This is a genomic window from Tenacibaculum skagerrakense, assembly GCF_004345825.1.
Taxonomy (GTDB): Bacteria; Bacteroidota; Bacteroidia; order Flavobacteriales; family Flavobacteriaceae; genus Polaribacter; species Polaribacter skagerrakensis.
Genome location: NZ_SLXM01000002.1, coordinates 216,943 through 233,292, shown reverse-complemented (window position 1 = coordinate 233,292; position 16,350 = coordinate 216,943). Strand labels below are relative to the sequence as shown.

Sequence of the window (16,350 nt, the reverse complement as noted above, 5' to 3'; positions counted from 1 at the left end):
TGAAATACTAAATTAACTAAATAATAAAATTATGAGCAAATTCGACGAAAAAGTAGAACTGTACAAAAAATTTATGAATGACAAAGGATTAAGTTTTGACGCAGATTTATTATCAGCAGTAACTAAAGGTTTAGGACCTTCTATCTACAAAAAAGATGCTGAAACAGTATCTGGCACAGACCCAAAAGAACTTGAAACTGTTAAGAAAAACTTCTTAATTAAAAAATTAGGCTTAGCTGATAGCCCAAAATTAGATGACGGAATTGCTGAAGTAGTTGAACAAATTGGTAAATCTGAAAGAAATAAATATAGAGCAGTTGTTTACTATCTTTTAACTAAGAAATTTGGTAAAGAATCTGTTTACGGAAAATAATTTCTGATTAAATAATTTATCTAAAACCTGTATTGTTTTCAATGCAGGTTTTTTATTTTTGTTATAACAAACGACTATAATTTACTTTATGCATCAATTTATTAGTGTCTTTGACATGTTAAAGATTGGCGTAGGACCTTCTAGTTCTCATACTTTAGGACCTTGGAGAGCTGCTCAACATTGGATTCAAAAATTAGAATCTAATAATTCATTTGATAACGTTAGCGCTATAAAAGTTGACTTATATGGTTCTTTATCCTTGACTGGTAAAGGGCATGCTACTGATTTAGCTGTTGCTTTAGGATTAAGTGGTAAAGACCCGGTATTTATTCCTATTGATGAAATTAATGCAAATATTGATTACATAAAACTTCACCATAAGCTCCAGTTTAATGGAGCAAAAGAATTAGATTTTAAAATGGACTCTATTGTTTTTAATAGAGAGTTTTTACCTTATCATGCAAACGGATTAACATTTAGAGGTTATGATATTGAAGGAAAAGAGATTTCTACTGAAACGTATTATTCCATTGGAGGTGGATTTGTAATTCAGGAAGAAGAGGAAGATACGTTATTTGAAAATCTTCCAGCTCATCACTTTCCTTTTCCAATAAATAGAGCTATTGATTTGGATGCTTATTGTAAAAATGAAGAAAAAGCTATTTCTGAAATTGTACTTGAAAACGAAAAAGTACTTCGATCTACAGATCAAATAAATGAAGGTTTAGATACTATTTGGCACACTATGCTAGAATGTATGTATTTAGGATGTCATACTGAAGGAATTTTACCTGGTGGCTTAAACGTGAAAAGAAGGGCTTTTGCTACTCATCAGAAACTAATCAAAGATACTGAGTATCACGGAATCAATGACTGGATAAGCGCCATAAGACAAACAGAAGTTAAGTTTAGAGAAATCTTAAAATGGGTTAGCTGTTTTGCTTTAGCTGTAAACGAAGTAAACGCTTCTTTAGGGAGAGTGGTAACCGCTCCTACTAATGGTAGCGCCGGTGTTATACCTGCTGTTTTAATGTATTATATGGTTATTGAAAATCATGATGCTACTATAGAACATGCTAGAAAATTTTTACTTACTGCAGGAGAAATAGGAAGTTTATTTAAAAAGAATGCTACAATTTCTGCTGCTATGGGAGGATGTCAGGCTGAAATCGGAGTATCTTCAGCTATGGCTGCTGCTGCTTTAACTGAACTTTTAGGCGGAACACCTTCTCAATGCTTAGAGGCTTCTGAAATAGCTATGGAACATCATCTGGGCCTTACATGCGATCCTATTGGTGGACTAGTACAAATACCTTGTATAGAAAGAAATGCAATGGGAGCTATTAAAGCTATTAATGCTGCTGAACTAGCTTTAGAAAGAGATGCAGGCGATGCCATAGTGCCTTTAGATAAAGTTATAGATACTATGTGGGCTACAGCTCAAGATATGAATAGAAATTATAAAGAAACCTCAGAAGGCGGATTAGCAATAACAGTTGGATTAGCAGATTGCTAATCCAACTGAAAATTATCGTGTAAAAACTAGTTCTTGCTCTGAAGACATTTCCTCTGTGTATTGATAACCTTCTGTATCAAAACCTTTTAGTTGCTCTAGAGTTTCAACATCATTATCGATAATATATCGAACCATTAAACCTCTAGCCTTTTTAGCAAATGTCATTATTGTTTTATACTGACCGTTTTTGAAATCTTTAAAAACTGGGGTAATCATAGGAACTTTTAAAGCTTTCTTTGGCAACGCTTTAAAATATTCTGTACTCGCTAAATTTATTAAAAGCTCATTATCTTTCAATTCGGCATTTAAAGATTCAGCTAAACTATTTTCCCAAAATTGATATAAGTTCTCTTTTCTACCTACCTTCAACTTTGTACCCATTTCTAGTCGATAAGGTTGAATTAAATCTAGCGGCTTTAACAAACCATACAAACCTGATAAAATTCGTAATTTATCTTGTAGTACTTCAACTTTATTCTCATCAATTGTCATTGCATCAATTCCTCTGAACACTTCACCAGTAAAACTATAAATAGCTTGTTTTGAATTTTCAGGATTGAACGGTATGTTCCAATCTTGATTTCTATCGTAATTTAAAGAAGCCAAATCATCGGAAATATTCATTAGCTCAGACAATTTTTTTCTAGATAAGGTCTTCAGCTTTTTGTTTAGTTTTTCAGACTCTTCTAAAAAACGTGGTTGTGTATATTCTTTTACTTTAGGTTGTGTTTCAAAATCGAGTGACTTTGCAGGTGAAATTATAATCTTCATTAAAAATTAAATTTTGTGCTATAAAATTACAATAGTTTTACCAAACAACGAAACACGCTAATTAATTAACAATGAATAAATAAACATCTAAATAAAAATATTGTTTTAAAAAAAATCCTATATTAGCGCCCTGTAATTTAATAATCCTAAAAACAAAAATTATGAGGGGAACAATTTATGTTTTTATGTCATTCTTACTATTAACTTTTATTGGTTGTAATGACAATGAAACTCTTGTTGAAGAAAACAATGATTCGGTAGAACTTTCTTTTTTACAATCCTTAGAAAATATTTCTAATACAGCTTCAAAATCTGCTACTGGTTTTGTAATTCATGAAACTGATTTAATGGCTGGCCAACATCATGTTGCTGGTACCGTAACTGTTTCTATTGATAAAATTAATGTTACAGTTACTTATACCACCAACGATAATTGGGTTTTAAATGAAACGCATTTGTATGCTGGGGATAAAGATTTGATACCTGTAACAAAAAAAGGAAATCCTAAAATCGGTAAGTTTCCTTTCAAAGCAGAACATGATGGAGTTAATGAGTTTTCATATGTTATTCCTATAGCTGAACTTAAAGGTGCTAAATGTTTTACCATCGCAGCTCATGCCGTAGTTACAAGTGTATGCTCAGACTCGCCTACTGGACCATTACCTGACGGACCTATTGGAACACTACCTGGTGGCTCTGCAAGAGGTACTAGCGCTAAAGGTAAAGATGGAAAAACTAAACCTGTAGATAATGACAGTAACGAGTGCTCAAGAACGGAAACTGCTTGGGGAGCAGGTACTGAATTTGAAGGTAGAAGCTGGGCAATGTACATTTCTTTCTGCGACAATCCTGGAGGAGGTGGCGGTGGTGCCACAACCAATTAAGCAAATCACTTTTTTTATAAATCAACCATAAAAACTTTAAATTATGAGGGGAACAATTTATGTTTTTATGTCTGCATTGTTATTAACCTTTATAGGTTGTAACAACAATGAAGACGTATCTTTAATTGAAAATCAAGAATCTAACTTACAACAAGAACCTGTTGTTAATTCCGAAGAACGAACGGTAGAACAACCAGATGGAATTATTAATGAAAAGGAATTGATGGAACTTCAAGATATTGTTTCTGAAGTTCAGGTACTATTGCCAAAAGAAGATTCTAATACAGCTAGTAAAGTTGTTGTTATAGGAGATAAAACTGTACTAAAAACAACAGATCTAATTATTGGAAGAAACTACAAAGCTGGTACTGTAACAGTAACTCTAGAAAACAAAAATATTTTAGTTACTTATAAAACCAACAACTGTTGGAACTTATGGAAGACTAGTCTATTTATTGGAGATAAAGAAGCGATTCCTTTATACCGCGGATATCCTAACTACACTAAATTTCCATATAGAGAGAGCCACAGAACTTCAAGAATACAAGAATACACCTATACAATTCCTATAGCAGAATTAAAAGGCATTAAATGTATTACACTTGCTACTCATGCAAAATTATCTATTTACTATCGCAGATGGTGTTGGATTTATTCAGCTTGGGGTGATGGTAAAGTTTTTGAAGGAACAAGGTGTCCTGCTACATATTTTTCGTTATGTGATGATAATGATGACGATGATCCAGTAGACACTAATTAATTGTAAAAATAATCTTAAAAAATAGAGTCATAGTAATTACTAACTATGACTCTTATTTGTTTTAAACATCTATATTTGTAAATATTTTAAAACCAATACAACATGAAAAAAGTTAAAACTTTATTGTTTTCAATCTGTCTAACCTTTCTTTTTTCAAGCTATATTACTTATCCCAATTTTAACGGAAAACTAACAATTAACTTCTCATCCTTAGAAAAGAACAAAGTTATTTTTAAAACAAAACTTATAGGAGACGAACAAGAAGTAGGATCTTTGCAAATAGCTACACAAGATAAAACGAATCTACTTATTACTTTTAAAGTTAAACAAGGATGGACCTTACTTACATCCAATTTATTCATCGGGAATCATAACGATATACCATTAGATGAAAAAGGATGCCCTAACTTAAAAGAAGTTGAACATCAAAAAAACCATAAAAATGGTGTAAATGAATTTTCTTACACTATTCCTATCAGTAGAATTAAAAAAACTGATTGTATGTCTATTGTCTCAAAAGCATCAGTTAGTAAAGGAAATAAAACAATAGATGCTTGGAGTGAAGGTGAACGTTTTACTTGCGACAAGGAAATTACCTATTCACAATTGTGTTTATCATCATTAAAGAAAAGTGCTTTTAAAAAGGCTTCAAAAAAACAATCATCAACAAACTAGAAAAAAGGCTTTAAAGCCTTTTTTTTATTTTATGATCTCTAAAGATAACCACCAAAAAATTGGTAAAGATTCTACCCAAAAAGAAGCATAATACCTTGGTTGTTTTCTTTTTGCTCTTTGAAGAAGAAATAACAATGATAAAAAAATCATCAAATAAACAAACTTAAATTTAGCGTTTGGTGTTATTAAGAACTCTATCACCATAGTTATTCCCAATAAAACAAAACCAAGTTTTTTGGTTCTTTCCACTCCAATGAGTTGAGGAATTGTTTGTAATTGTTTTTTATCAAAACGCAAGTCTCTAATATCAAAAGGAAGTGTTAAGACTAAGACAAATAAAAACCTCTGAATAAAAATTAACACCAATTTACTATCTAGGTCAACCCCTTCAACAGCTATTGGAATTAAACAAGTAACTCCAGACCAAACCAAGGAAATAATTATAATTTTCAAAGAAGCTACGGCCCTTAGATTCACAGAAAACTTTTTAAACAAGGGAACTGCATATAGGATTGTTAATAAACCAAAAGGAACAAAATAGTAAAGTGTTTTTAAATCTAGCTTTAAGACATACCATACCATTAGTGCAAAAGCTACCAAAGAAAATAGTTGAATTAACCGTAAGTTTTTTGTCAAACTCAGGTGATGTAACCCAGCCACACCTGCATACTTTACAAAATTATACCCTGTAATAGTTCCGTAAAATATAAAATAGCATAACGATTCGTTGTACGCGACATCAAAGTAAAATTCAGTAACTCTAACTAACGCATAGACCGCCAAAGCCACATGAATACTAGAGTTTATATAAAACTCAAAAATTGCTCTTAAAACTTTCACAAGACAAAGGTAACTCAATTGTTTATAAACCCTAAATTCAGTTAATAATTTAAGAAAACGGGGATTAGAAAATCTTTAAGTTTTAGTTATTTTTGCTATCCAAAATACAACAACACAATAAATGAACACAAATTCGTTTCAACTACGTCATATTGGTCCTAGAACTAGTGAACAAGAAACAATGTTAAAAACTGTCGGAGTAGACAGTTTAGACCAATTAATTTATGAAACTATTCCAGACGATATACGTTTGAAAGAAGATCTTAATTTACCTGAAGCTCTTAGTGAATATGAATACTTAAATCATATTAATCAACTAGGAAACAAAAACAAGGTATTTAAAAGCTACATTGGTTTAGGTTATCATGAAGCGATACTTCCAAGTGTCATTCAAAGAAACATATTAGAAAACCCAGGCTGGTATACTGCTTACACTCCATATCAAGCTGAAATTGCTCAAGGTCGTTTAGAAGCTCTGTTGAATTATCAGACAATGGTTTGTGACTTAACAGGAATGGAACTCGCTAACGCTTCATTACTAGACGAAGGTACAGCTGCTGCTGAAGCAATGGCTTTATTGTTTGATGTAAGAGAACGCTCAAAGAAAAAAAATGGAGCAAATAAATTCTTTGTTTCTGAAGAAATTTTACCTCAAACTTTATCAGTTTTACAAACGCGTGCAATCCCAATTGGGATTGAATTAGTAGTAGGAGATCATACTAAATTTGATTTCGCTGATGATTACTACGGAGCAATTTTACAATATCCTGCTAAACACGGTCAAGTGTATGATTATTCTGATTTTGTAGCTACAGCAAACTCTAAAGATATTAAAGTAGCTGTTGCTGCTGATATTTTATCTTTAGCTGTATTAAAAGCTCCAGGTGAATTTGGAGTTGATGTTGTTGTGGGTACAACTCAACGTTTCGGAATTCCTTTGGGTTATGGTGGACCTCATGCAGGTTTTTTTGCAACTAAAGAGGCTTACAAAAGAAGTATTCCTGGAAGAATAATTGGAGTTACGAAAGATGCTAGCGATCAAAGAGCATTACGTATGGCACTTCAAACTCGTGAGCAACATATTAAGAGAGAACGTGCTACCTCAAATATTTGTACTGCCCAAGTTTTATTAGCTGTTATGGCTGGTATGTATGCGGTTTATCACGGGAAAGAGGGAATTCAATTTATTGCAAACAAGGTTCATTCGGCTGCTACTACACTAACTACTGCCTTAGAAAGATTAGGTTTTAAACAAAAAAACACGTCTTACTTTGATACTATTTTAGTTGAAGTTGAAGCTGATAAATTAAAGACAGTAGCTGAAGCAAACGAAATCAACTTCAATTATGTAGATAAAAATCATGTTTCAATTTCTTTAAATGAAACTGTTGGCCTAAAAGAAATAAATGCCATAGTTGATTGCTTTGAACAAGCATTCAATATTCAGGATATTACTATCACAGAATTTACCAATACTGATGTAATACCTGCAAATATTAAAAGAAATACTTCTTTCTTAGATAATGAAGTATTCAATTCGTATCATTCTGAAACGGACATGATGCGTTATATCAAAAAATTAGAACGTAAAGATTTAGCATTAAATCACTCTATGATTTCATTAGGGTCTTGTACCATGAAATTAAATGCTGCTTCTGAAATGTTACCTTTAAGTAATCCTCAATGGGGAAATATTCACCCATTCGTACCATTAAATCAGGCTGAAGGTTACCAAACTGTTCTTAAAAACTTAGAGCAACAATTAAATGTAGTTACTGGTTTTGCCGCAACATCATTACAACCAAATTCAGGAGCACAAGGAGAGTTTGCTGGTTTAATGGTTATTAGAGCTTATCACTTAGCTAATGGAGATTCACATAGAAATATTTGTTTAATTCCTTCTTCTGCTCATGGAACCAATCCTGCTTCTGCTGTTATGGCCGGAATGAAAGTAGTGGTTACAAAAACAGATGAAAAAGGAAATATCGATGTTGAAGATTTACGTGAAAAAGCAGAATTACATAAAGATAATTTAGCAGCTTTAATGGTAACCTATCCATCAACTCATGGTGTATTTGAGAAAGCCATTCAAGAAATTACTCAAATTATTCACGATAATGGTGGACAAGTATATATGGATGGTGCAAACATGAATGCTCAAGTAGGTTTAACTAACCCTGCTACTATTGGGGCTGATGTTTGCCACTTAAATTTACATAAAACATTTGCAATTCCTCATGGTGGAGGCGGACCTGGTGTTGGACCTATTTGTGTAGCTCCACAATTAGTTCCTTTCTTACCTACTAATCCAGTAATTGCTACGGGTGGAGATAATCCTATTACTGCTATTTCTGCAGCTCCTTGGGGTTCTGCATTAGCATGTTTGATTTCATACGGTTACATTACTATGTTAGGAGCTGAAGGATTGACAAATTCTACCAAAGTAGCTATCTTAAACGCTAACTACATGAAAGAACGTTTACAAGGTCATTTTAATACGTTGTATACAGGAGAAATGGGACGTGCTGCACATGAAATGATTTTAGATTGTAGAGACTTTAAACAAAATGGAATTGAAGTGGTAGATATTGCAAAACGATTAATGGATTATGGTTTCCACGCTCCTACTGTTTCATTTCCTGTGGCAGGTACAATTATGGTTGAACCAACCGAAAGTGAGAGTATTACTGAATTAGATCGTTTTTGTGATGCGTTAATTTCTATTCGTAAAGAAATTGAAGTAGCTACAAAAGAAAACCCTAATAACGTATTAAAAAATGCTCCACATACGCAAGAAATGTTAACTTCTGATACTTGGGATTTACCATATAGTAGAAAAGAAGCTGCATTTCCTTTAGATTATATCGCTGAGAATAAATTTTGGCCTTCAGTTAGAAGAGTAGACGATGCTTATGGTGATCGTAACTTAATTTGTTCATGTAATCCTATCGAAGATTATATGGAGTCTGAAGTATAAATTTCACAATAGGATAGATTTAAAAGTCTTTAAGGTTAAAAACCTTAAAGACTTTTTTTATACGAAAAACCGCAACTATTAAAAATAATTGCGGTTAAAAAACTAATGTATGAGAAAAATTAATACTAGTTAACCCCTACTTTATAACTAGCATTAAGCTGTAGATACTTTTTCACCTCTCACAAGTTAAAAAGTAATATTATTTACTATCTATCTTGATAGTAAATCATTTTGATTAATAAACAATTTATGAAACCATAGCAATAAGTTTCATAGCAGTGGCAATATAGTATTTTTTTTCAAGTAAAAAAAGGTATTTGTTAATTATATATTAATAACTACATAGTAAAAAGTAATTGATGTAACTATCTTTTTAAATCATTTGCTAATAATAACTTTAAAACCTATTAATACTTATTTTGAGTTTGGTTAAAGTATTAAAAATTAAGTGAAATTTTAATAATCAATCAGCAATCTACTATTATTTAACCTTTCGCTTGGTTTATATTAACTTATTGTTGTGAGCTGCAAAAACGTTTCGAAAATAGTTTTGGACTGAAATCAAAAAATCATTATTCATGAAAAAATTATTATTCTTTTTTGTATTAATTACAACTACTATTTCTTACGCACAGGAAAAAGATGAAAAATTTAAAATTGAAAAAGGAACATGGGGAGTTTCTGGTCAGTTTTCCGCTGGAATCAATAAAACAACTTTTGAGAGTGAACCCGATGCCGAAAGCTCAAATTTTAATTTTAACATATTTCCTTCCACGGAGTATTTTATATCAGACAACCTTTCTTTAGGTTTAAGGTTAGGATTTGGTCATTGGAAAAATGATTCTTCATCTCCAACAGCCGATAGTGAAGGAACTACAAATAATTATTCTGTTGCTGCTTTTGGAAGAAAATATTTTTCTATTTCAAAAAGACTTGCTTTTACGCTTCAAGGTGAATTGAGTTATAGCAATCGAGATCAAGATTCGTCTGATAGTTTGGGAAACACTGGAGGCTCTATTAGAAATACATTTGGAATAAATGTTAGGCCTGGAATTGTTTTTTTAGTAAATAAGAATATTTCATTAAATGCAAATGTTGGGCGTTTAGGTTACTCACATAGCAACTCAAGATCTAAAACCGTAGACACAAGTAAAACATACAATAACGGTTTTAACTTAAATTTAGATGCTACAAGCTTTATATTTGGTTTAACTTTTTATTTATAAACTTTTAGCTAGAAAAAGAAAAACCTCTTTAGAGCATACAATGTCTAAAGAGGTTTGTTTTTATACTAAGTTTTATATTATGCTACACTTACTATTCTTTGTAAAGGTATTAGAGTTGCCTGTTTAAGAATTACTGATGTATCAGTAAGTCCCCAAACCGTAGTTTCAACTCGCTTATAACCATCATCATCCACAAAAACAATTTTAACCTTTTGGTGTTCAATATTACCAAGAACTAACGCTCTTTTTAATTCAATTGAACGGTTAATTTGATCGTTTTTTCGTTCTAAAATTTCATCTTTTGGAAACTTAAGAGAAGCTATTTGCTCTTTTTCAACATTTTTAATTGAGTAAGTGAATTTCATGGTAAAAATAGAATAGGGATTAAAAATTAACTTGTCGTTTATTTAATAAATTCGACATTTAAAGATACCTTGAAATTATATTTCTTCTATTAATTATCTGCTAATAGTAGTAAATCATCGGTAAAACAACTTTTATTTACGATAAATGAAAAATTTAAGTTTTAAGTTTATAAAATTCACAATCTACATTCATAAATTATAAATTTAGAATTTCGATTGATTACTGAAACTTTACGAAATAACTTTTCTAAATGTGTTATATAATTTAGATGCAAATTCGCAACCATTACAAAACGTCCGTTATGCTTTAAACAATCTTTTATTCTTTGAAACAGTCTTAAACTAACCTCAATATTGTTTTCGTGCTCAAAATGAAAAGGAGGATTTGAAACTATTAAATCAAAAAAATCATCTTCAACTCCCTCCATACAATCAGTGCAAATAAATCGCGCTTGTTCTGCAGGTAAATTGAGTTTCGATGATTCAATAGCTAAATTAAAATCATCTACTAAGGTAACATAGGCTTTTTCATTTTGCTGCAATACCTCATAAGATAGTATTCCATTACCAGAAGCAACATCTAATACTTGAATTTCATTATCTTCTACTACTAAATTCTCCAATAAAAATTGAGTTCCGATGTCTATTCTATCAGAAGAAAAAACTCCTAAATATTGTTTTAAAGTACCTTCATTCCATTTTATGGTATTCACTAAATCTTTAGTAGATACAGGAATTTCCTTTTTAGGTTCTTTTAAGATTAATAATCTCGCTTTCTTCCACGCTTTAGATTGCTCGACAACCGTAAAGTACTTTTGAGCAGTCTTTAAATAAGCTGGTGAAAAATATTTTGTCATAAAACCACAAACAATTTCTGTTTGTTCATTTGATCCTTGCTGTATTTGATATAAAAACAACTCAAACAACTCAATAGATTTCGGAATTTTAACGAGTGCCAACTCAACGTTATCTAATTTATCAAGTGGACTTTTATAAACCGCTTCTGAAGATAAATTATTACTTGTTAGATTGCTTTCTATAGCCTTTTTTTGACTGGCATAGGTCCAAATTGTTTCAACTTGCTTTTCATGTAAAGCACAATTCCAAACTCCAAACCTATCATTAAATAAATGAATCTTTTTTTTAGGATTATCTTGAATAAAATTTAAGACTAAAACCTCTGCATTACTCCAAGCTCTTAATGCTTTATCTTGAGTTTCAGGATAACGATTTAATATATACTCTTTACCGTTGATTACTATTTCTTTTTCCAAAAGAATGAATACTTATATATGAATTTTAGTTAAAGTAAATCTTATCAAACGAAGTGATATCTCCTGCTTTATTTCTTCTAAAAACATCTTTAGGACCAAGATCGCTTATTGATTTTTTTCCCATAGCAGATACCATTTCTTTTACTGCTGCTATAGTTTTAGTGTGATAATTTTTTACCCTCACATTTTTATATTCCACTACTAAAGCCTCAACTAAATCTTCATCTTGTGTAGCAACACCAACCGGACAAGTATCTAGATTACACTCCCTTGCCTGAATACAACCTAAACTTAACATAAAACTTCTAGCCATACCTACCGCATCGGCTCCCATAGCCTTCATTTTTATGACATCAAAAGCATCGATAGCTTTACCACTAGCAATAATTTTTATTTGATCTTTTAATTGATATTTAACCAATGTCTTATAAACAAAAGACAATCCTTCTAATAACGGTGTACCTATATAGTTGGTAAATTCTAAAGGAGCAGAACCAGTACCCCCTTCTCCTCCATCAACAGAAATAAAATCGGGATAATTATTTGTTTCAGAAAACGATTTTATCATCTCTTCTATTTCTTCATTATTACCAACACAGAACTTTATTCCTACTGGTTTTCCATTACTTAACTCTCTTACTTTTTGAATAAAAGAAATCATTTCATGAAAGTTTGAAAAAGAAGAATGACCTGGTGGTGAATCTACTCTTGTAAATGGTTCTACAGAGCGAATCTTAGAAATTTCAATCGTATTTTTTTTAGCTGGTAAAATACCACCATGTCCAGGTTTAGCTCCTTGCGACAATTTAATCTCAATCATTTTAACTTCAGGCCTTACAGCATTTTCCTTAAAAACATCATCATCAAAATAACGTTTTCCATCAACCGTTTTTCCTGCTCCGAAATAACCAGTTCCTACTTGGAATATTAAATCGCCACCTTGTAAATGATAAGGTGAAATACCTCCTTCTCCAGTATTGTGAGCAAATCCTCCCATTTTCGCTCCTTGATTAAGCGCCATAATAGCATTTTTACTCAGTGAACCAAAAGACATTGCCGATATATTAATAATAGAACTTGTGTATTTCTGAGAGCATTTATCTGAGCCAAAAACAACATGTTCTCCTTCAACTTCATGATGGTCTGTTGGAAAAATGGAGTGCTTTACAAACTCATATCCTTTTTTGTATACATTATGTTGTGTACCAAAAGGCACTGTTTCTATTTCTTTTTTTGCTCTTTGGTATACAATACTTCTTTTTTCTCTATTAATAGGAGTTCCATTTAAATCGTCTTCAATAAAATATTGTTGAATTTTCTCTCTTTCTTCTTCAAAAAACCATCTTAAACGTGCTACAATCGGAAATGCTCTTAATAATGAATGCTTCTTCTGTAAGAAAGCATCATAAACACCTAGGATTGTAAAAGCTGATGCAATAGTTAAGAGGATATAGTTTCCCAAATCTGGCATAAACCAAACCAGTAATCCACACAAAACATTAATAACAACTACAATTGTTAATATGGTGTCTCTCATTTTTTTAAATTTTATTTTGGTTAAAAATACAAGAATTCTTGCATAAAAAAAGCTCTAACTTTGAAGTTAGAGCTTTTAAATATTTTGCTAAAGTTAGAATTACTTCTTGAACTTTGAATATTTGTTTTTGAACTTATCAATACGTCCAGCAGTATCAACTAACTTAGACTTACCAGTATAAAACGGGTGAGAAGTTCTAGAAATTTCTAATTTTACTAATGGATACTCTACACCATCTACATCTAAAGTTTCTTTAGTATTTGCTGTAGATCTTGTTAAAAATACATCTCCGTTAGACATATCTTTAAAAGCTACCATTCTATAATTTTCTGGGTGTATACCTTTTTTCATCTTTATAAACTTTTAATTTAATTTGAATTTGTTTAAAATTGGTAAAGTTTTAAACGCCTTCAGAAAAATCAAAAAAACCTGCAATGGCTATTTGAGGCTGCAAATTTAACCCTTTTTTTTAAATTCCAAACAAATAAATTAGTTTATTTGTATAAAATTACATAAAAAATCCGCAACCAAAGTAATATGAAATTCATCAAGCAAGCTTCCTTATTTAGTTTACTACTTTTAACCTTAAATTCTTGTGGAGAAGCAAGTTATCGTTTTAGAATAAATTCACCTGAAAAAACTACTCTCGGAGAAACTGTTAACATAAAATTTGAACAGTTAAATGGAGAAAAGGTAGACAGCGTTCATGTATATGCTGGAACCAAACGCCTAACCTTAAAAAACAATGAAACTTCTATTAACACCAATGAACTTGGTGTAGGTAAGCACCCTATTACTGCTTTAGCTTTTATTCCTGGTAAAGTAAAAAGAGTAAATAACGCTATTGAAGTGTTTTCAAATAAAAAATATGACACGTATTCATATAAAATTATTAATACCTATCCACACGATGCGAATGCTTTTACGCAAGGATTGGAATATCATAATGGCTTTTTATATGAAACTACTGGTCGTAACGGACAATCTTGGTTACGTAAAGTTGAACTAGAAACTGGAAAAGTTTTACAACAATACGACTTAAGCGACAAGTATTTTGGGGAGGGAATGACAATTGTTGATAATCAAATTTTTTGGTTGACTTGGAAAGCTGGCAAAGGATTTATTTTTGATTTAGATACTTTTAAAATCGTAAAAGAATTTAAATACCAAAAAAGCATTGAAGGTTGGGGATTAACACACTCTGAAAACGCTTTAATTAAGTCTGACGGATCAAATAAATTATGGTTTTTAAATCCTACAACTCAAAAAGAAGAGCGAAATATACAAGTATATACAGATAAGATTACTTTAGAGAAATTAAATGAACTGGAATATATCAATGGTAAAATTTATGCGAATTATTGGCAAAAACCGTTTATAGCAATAATTAACCCTGAAAATGGTGTTGTTGATGGAGTTGTTGAATTAAAAGGTTTGGTAACTGAAATAAAGAAAACACAAAAAATTACTGATGGTGATGATGTTTTAAATGGTATCGCTTTCGACAAAGAAAATAATCGTTTATTTGTTACTGGAAAAAAATGGGGGAAATTATTTGAGATAGAAATCATTAAGCAATAATCCAATCATGAAATATATACAGACAGTTCTTATCCTTGCTATAATAGTAATTATTAGCTCTTGTAGAAAAGACTTTAGTACTGTTGCAAGCTCTGGTAAACTAGAGTTTTCTAAGGACACTGTATTTTTAGATACTATTTTTACTAATATAGGCTCTGCAACTTATAATTTAAAAGTTTATAACAGGAGTAACAATCCCATAAGCATTCCTGAAATCCGCTTAGAAAATGGTATTACTTCTAACTATCGTTTAAACGTTGATGGAATTCCTGGTAAAATTTTTCAGGATATTGAAATTTTAGCTAATGACAGTATTTTTGTTTTTGTTGAAACTACTGTAGATGTTAGCTCTTTACCCGACCCTTTATACACGGATAAAATTTTATTTGACAGCGGAGATAACCAACAAGATGTTGATTTAGTTACCCTAGTACAAGACGCTACATTTATTTTTCCAGAAAGAGATCCAATCACATTGGAAATTGATAAACTTACACTTAACGGACAATCAACTACACTTCAAGGAAGATATCTAGAAGATAGTGAGCTTACTTTTACCAATGAAAAGCCTTATGTAATCTATGGTTACGCAGCTGTTCCTCCAAATAAAACCTTAACAATTGAAGCGGGAGCTCGTATTCATTTTCATAATAATTCTGGGTTAATTGTTGATGAATTAGGAACGTTAAAAGTAAACGGAACTCTAAATGAAAAAGTAACTTTTGAAGGCGATCGATTAGAACCATTTTTTGACAAGGTTCCTGGACAATGGGGAACTATTTGGATGCGTGCAGGAAGTAAAGACAATGAGCTGAATCACACTATTATTAAAAATGGAATTATTGGTGTTTTAGTTGATAGTTTAGGAACGGCTGGAGTTCCTACTTTAAAAATTGAAAACTCTGAGGTTTACAACCAATCTAGCTTTGGTATTTTAGGACGTGAAGCTGAAATAGTTGGTAATAATGTAGTAGTTGGAGACGCTGGGCAAGTTTCCTTTGCGGGAACCGTTGGTGGTTCTTATAATTTTACGCATTCAACTTTTGCTAATTATTGGAATAATAGCTTACGCTCATTACCTGCTGTATTAATTAATAACTTTTTTGTTTTTGAAAATAGTCAAGGCCAAGAAGTAACTGACACCAGAGATTTATCAGCTGCTAATTTTACAAATTGTATTATAAACGGTGGTAACAATGTTGAGTTTGTTTTAGATAAAGTAGATGGTGGCGTGTTTAATTATTTTATTGAAAATTGTTTAATTCAATTTGATGATTTTAACAACTCGTTTGCCAACAATGCCGAATTAAACTTCAATGATACTTCACATTATTTGAACAATATCATTAATGGAAATCCTGACTTTATTGGAAGGTTTGATGAAGATTTTAGAATTGGAGATCAAAGTGATGCTATTAATAAAGCCAAAGCGACTTCTCTATCAATCGATTTATTAGGGATAAATCGAACTACATCACCTGATATAGGTGCTTATCAACACATCATAATTGAATAGTCTATTTGAGCTTTTTGCTTTAACTATACTCTTCCTACCATTTATCGAATTTTAG

At 31.4% G+C, this 16,350-nt stretch carries 15 protein-coding genes; 9 read left to right on the top strand and 6 right to left on the bottom strand.

The window, feature by feature from the left end:
- Positions 1-31 precede the first annotated feature (31 nt).
- Together EV195_RS05385 and EV195_RS05380 are read left to right on the top strand one after the other, a co-directional pair.
- Complete coding sequence (locus EV195_RS05385; RefSeq protein ID WP_132793727.1) at positions 32-373, top strand: DUF2853 family protein; 342 nt, start codon at positions 32-34, stop codon at positions 371-373.
- 88 nt (positions 374-461) lie between these two features.
- The gene (locus EV195_RS05380; protein ID WP_132793725.1) at positions 462-1,889 is read left to right on the top strand and encodes an L-serine ammonia-lyase; all 1,428 of its coding nucleotides are present in this window, start codon (positions 462-464) and stop codon (positions 1,887-1,889) included.
- Between the two features lie 12 nt (positions 1,890-1,901).
- Here the strand turns inward: EV195_RS05380 and yaaA are convergent, their stop codons facing one another.
- On the bottom strand, positions 1,902-2,660 hold the full coding sequence (gene yaaA, locus EV195_RS05375) for a peroxide stress protein YaaA (RefSeq protein ID WP_132793723.1): 759 nt from the start codon (positions 2,658-2,660) through the stop codon (positions 1,902-1,904).
- Between the two features lie 161 nt (positions 2,661-2,821).
- Between yaaA and EV195_RS05370 the strand changes: the two genes are divergently transcribed.
- The 3 genes from EV195_RS05370 (at position 2,822) to EV195_RS05360 (ending at position 4,979) form a co-directional block, all read left to right on the top strand.
- The gene (locus EV195_RS05370; protein ID WP_132793721.1) at positions 2,822-3,544 is read left to right on the top strand and encodes a hypothetical protein; all 723 of its coding nucleotides are present in this window, start codon (positions 2,822-2,824) and stop codon (positions 3,542-3,544) included.
- Positions 3,545-3,587: 43 nt separating this feature from the next.
- Positions 3,588-4,304 (top strand): hypothetical protein, encoded by a 717-nt coding sequence (locus tag EV195_RS05365; RefSeq protein ID WP_132793719.1) that lies wholly within the window; start codon positions 3,588-3,590, stop codon positions 4,302-4,304.
- A 102-nt stretch (positions 4,305-4,406) separates the two neighbouring features.
- Entirely contained in the window at positions 4,407-4,979 is a 573-nt protein-coding gene (locus EV195_RS05360; protein WP_132793717.1) for a hypothetical protein, read from the top strand.
- Positions 4,980-5,003: 24 nt separating this feature from the next.
- Here the strand turns inward: EV195_RS05360 and EV195_RS05355 are convergent, their stop codons facing one another.
- The gene (locus EV195_RS05355) at positions 5,004-5,819 is read right to left on the bottom strand and encodes a UbiA prenyltransferase family protein (RefSeq protein WP_132793715.1); all 816 of its coding nucleotides are present in this window, start codon (positions 5,817-5,819) and stop codon (positions 5,004-5,006) included.
- Positions 5,820-5,940: 121 nt separating this feature from the next.
- Between EV195_RS05355 and gcvP the strand changes: the two genes are divergently transcribed.
- Positions 5,941-8,796, top strand: a complete 2,856-nt coding sequence (gene gcvP / locus EV195_RS05350) for an aminomethyl-transferring glycine dehydrogenase (RefSeq protein WP_132793713.1) — start codon at positions 5,941-5,943, stop codon at positions 8,794-8,796.
- Between the two features lie 578 nt (positions 8,797-9,374).
- Positions 9,375-10,022 (top strand): outer membrane beta-barrel protein, encoded by a 648-nt coding sequence (locus EV195_RS05345; RefSeq protein WP_132793711.1) that lies wholly within the window; start codon positions 9,375-9,377, stop codon positions 10,020-10,022.
- Positions 10,023-10,099: 77 nt separating this feature from the next.
- Here EV195_RS05345 and EV195_RS05340 read toward each other — a convergent pair whose 3' ends face one another.
- From EV195_RS05340 to EV195_RS05325, 4 genes are all read right to left on the bottom strand, one after another.
- Positions 10,100-10,387 carry a hypothetical protein gene (locus tag EV195_RS05340; protein WP_132793709.1) on the bottom strand — a complete coding sequence of 96 codons (288 nt, stop codon included), beginning with the start codon at positions 10,385-10,387 and terminating at the stop codon, positions 10,100-10,102.
- Positions 10,388-10,563: 176 nt separating this feature from the next.
- Entirely contained in the window at positions 10,564-11,661 is a 1,098-nt protein-coding gene (locus EV195_RS05335; protein WP_132793707.1) for a class I SAM-dependent methyltransferase, read from the bottom strand.
- Between the two features lie 25 nt (positions 11,662-11,686).
- Positions 11,687-13,198 carry an FMN-binding glutamate synthase family protein gene (locus EV195_RS05330; protein ID WP_132793705.1) on the bottom strand — a complete coding sequence of 504 codons (1,512 nt, stop codon included), beginning with the start codon at positions 13,196-13,198 and terminating at the stop codon, positions 11,687-11,689.
- A gap of 99 nt (positions 13,199-13,297) precedes the next feature.
- Entirely contained in the window at positions 13,298-13,549 is a 252-nt protein-coding gene (locus tag EV195_RS05325; RefSeq protein ID WP_132793703.1) for a type B 50S ribosomal protein L31, read from the bottom strand.
- Positions 13,550-13,735: 186 nt separating this feature from the next.
- Here EV195_RS05325 and EV195_RS05320 point away from each other — a divergent pair, with 186 nt between their 5' ends.
- Positions 13,736-14,779: a glutaminyl-peptide cyclotransferase gene (locus EV195_RS05320; protein WP_132793701.1), complete on the top strand. Its 1,044-nt coding sequence runs from the start codon at positions 13,736-13,738 to the stop codon at positions 14,777-14,779.
- 7 nt (positions 14,780-14,786) lie between these two features.
- On the top strand, positions 14,787-16,295 hold the full coding sequence (locus EV195_RS05315) for a hypothetical protein (protein WP_132793699.1): 1,509 nt from the start codon (positions 14,787-14,789) through the stop codon (positions 16,293-16,295).
- Positions 16,296-16,350: the final 55 nt, after the last annotated feature.

Bases quoted from the DNA above. Each gene is read 5' to 3' on its own strand.
- EV195_RS05385 (WP_132793727.1), top strand. From the start codon at position 32: ATGAGCAAATTCGACGAAAAAGTAGAACTGTACAAAAAATTTATGAAT.
- EV195_RS05380 (WP_132793725.1), top strand. From the start codon at position 462: ATGCATCAATTTATTAGTGTCTTTGACATGTTAAAGATTGGCGTAGGA.
- yaaA (WP_132793723.1), bottom strand. From the start codon at position 2,660: ATGAAGATTATAATTTCACCTGCAAAGTCACTCGATTTTGAAACACAA.
- EV195_RS05370 (WP_132793721.1), top strand. From the start codon at position 2,822: ATGAGGGGAACAATTTATGTTTTTATGTCATTCTTACTATTAACTTTT.
- EV195_RS05365 (WP_132793719.1), top strand. From the start codon at position 3,588: ATGAGGGGAACAATTTATGTTTTTATGTCTGCATTGTTATTAACCTTT.
- EV195_RS05360 (WP_132793717.1), top strand. From the start codon at position 4,407: ATGAAAAAAGTTAAAACTTTATTGTTTTCAATCTGTCTAACCTTTCTT.
- gcvP (WP_132793713.1), top strand. From the start codon at position 5,941: ATGAACACAAATTCGTTTCAACTACGTCATATTGGTCCTAGAACTAGT.
- EV195_RS05345 (WP_132793711.1), top strand. From the start codon at position 9,375: ATGAAAAAATTATTATTCTTTTTTGTATTAATTACAACTACTATTTCT.
- EV195_RS05340 (WP_132793709.1), bottom strand. From the start codon at position 10,387: ATGAAATTCACTTACTCAATTAAAAATGTTGAAAAAGAGCAAATAGCT.
- EV195_RS05330 (WP_132793705.1), bottom strand. From the start codon at position 13,198: ATGAGAGACACCATATTAACAATTGTAGTTGTTATTAATGTTTTGTGT.
- EV195_RS05325 (WP_132793703.1), bottom strand. From the start codon at position 13,549: ATGAAAAAAGGTATACACCCAGAAAATTATAGAATGGTAGCTTTTAAA.
- EV195_RS05320 (WP_132793701.1), top strand. From the start codon at position 13,736: ATGAAATTCATCAAGCAAGCTTCCTTATTTAGTTTACTACTTTTAACC.
- EV195_RS05315 (WP_132793699.1), top strand. From the start codon at position 14,787: ATGAAATATATACAGACAGTTCTTATCCTTGCTATAATAGTAATTATT.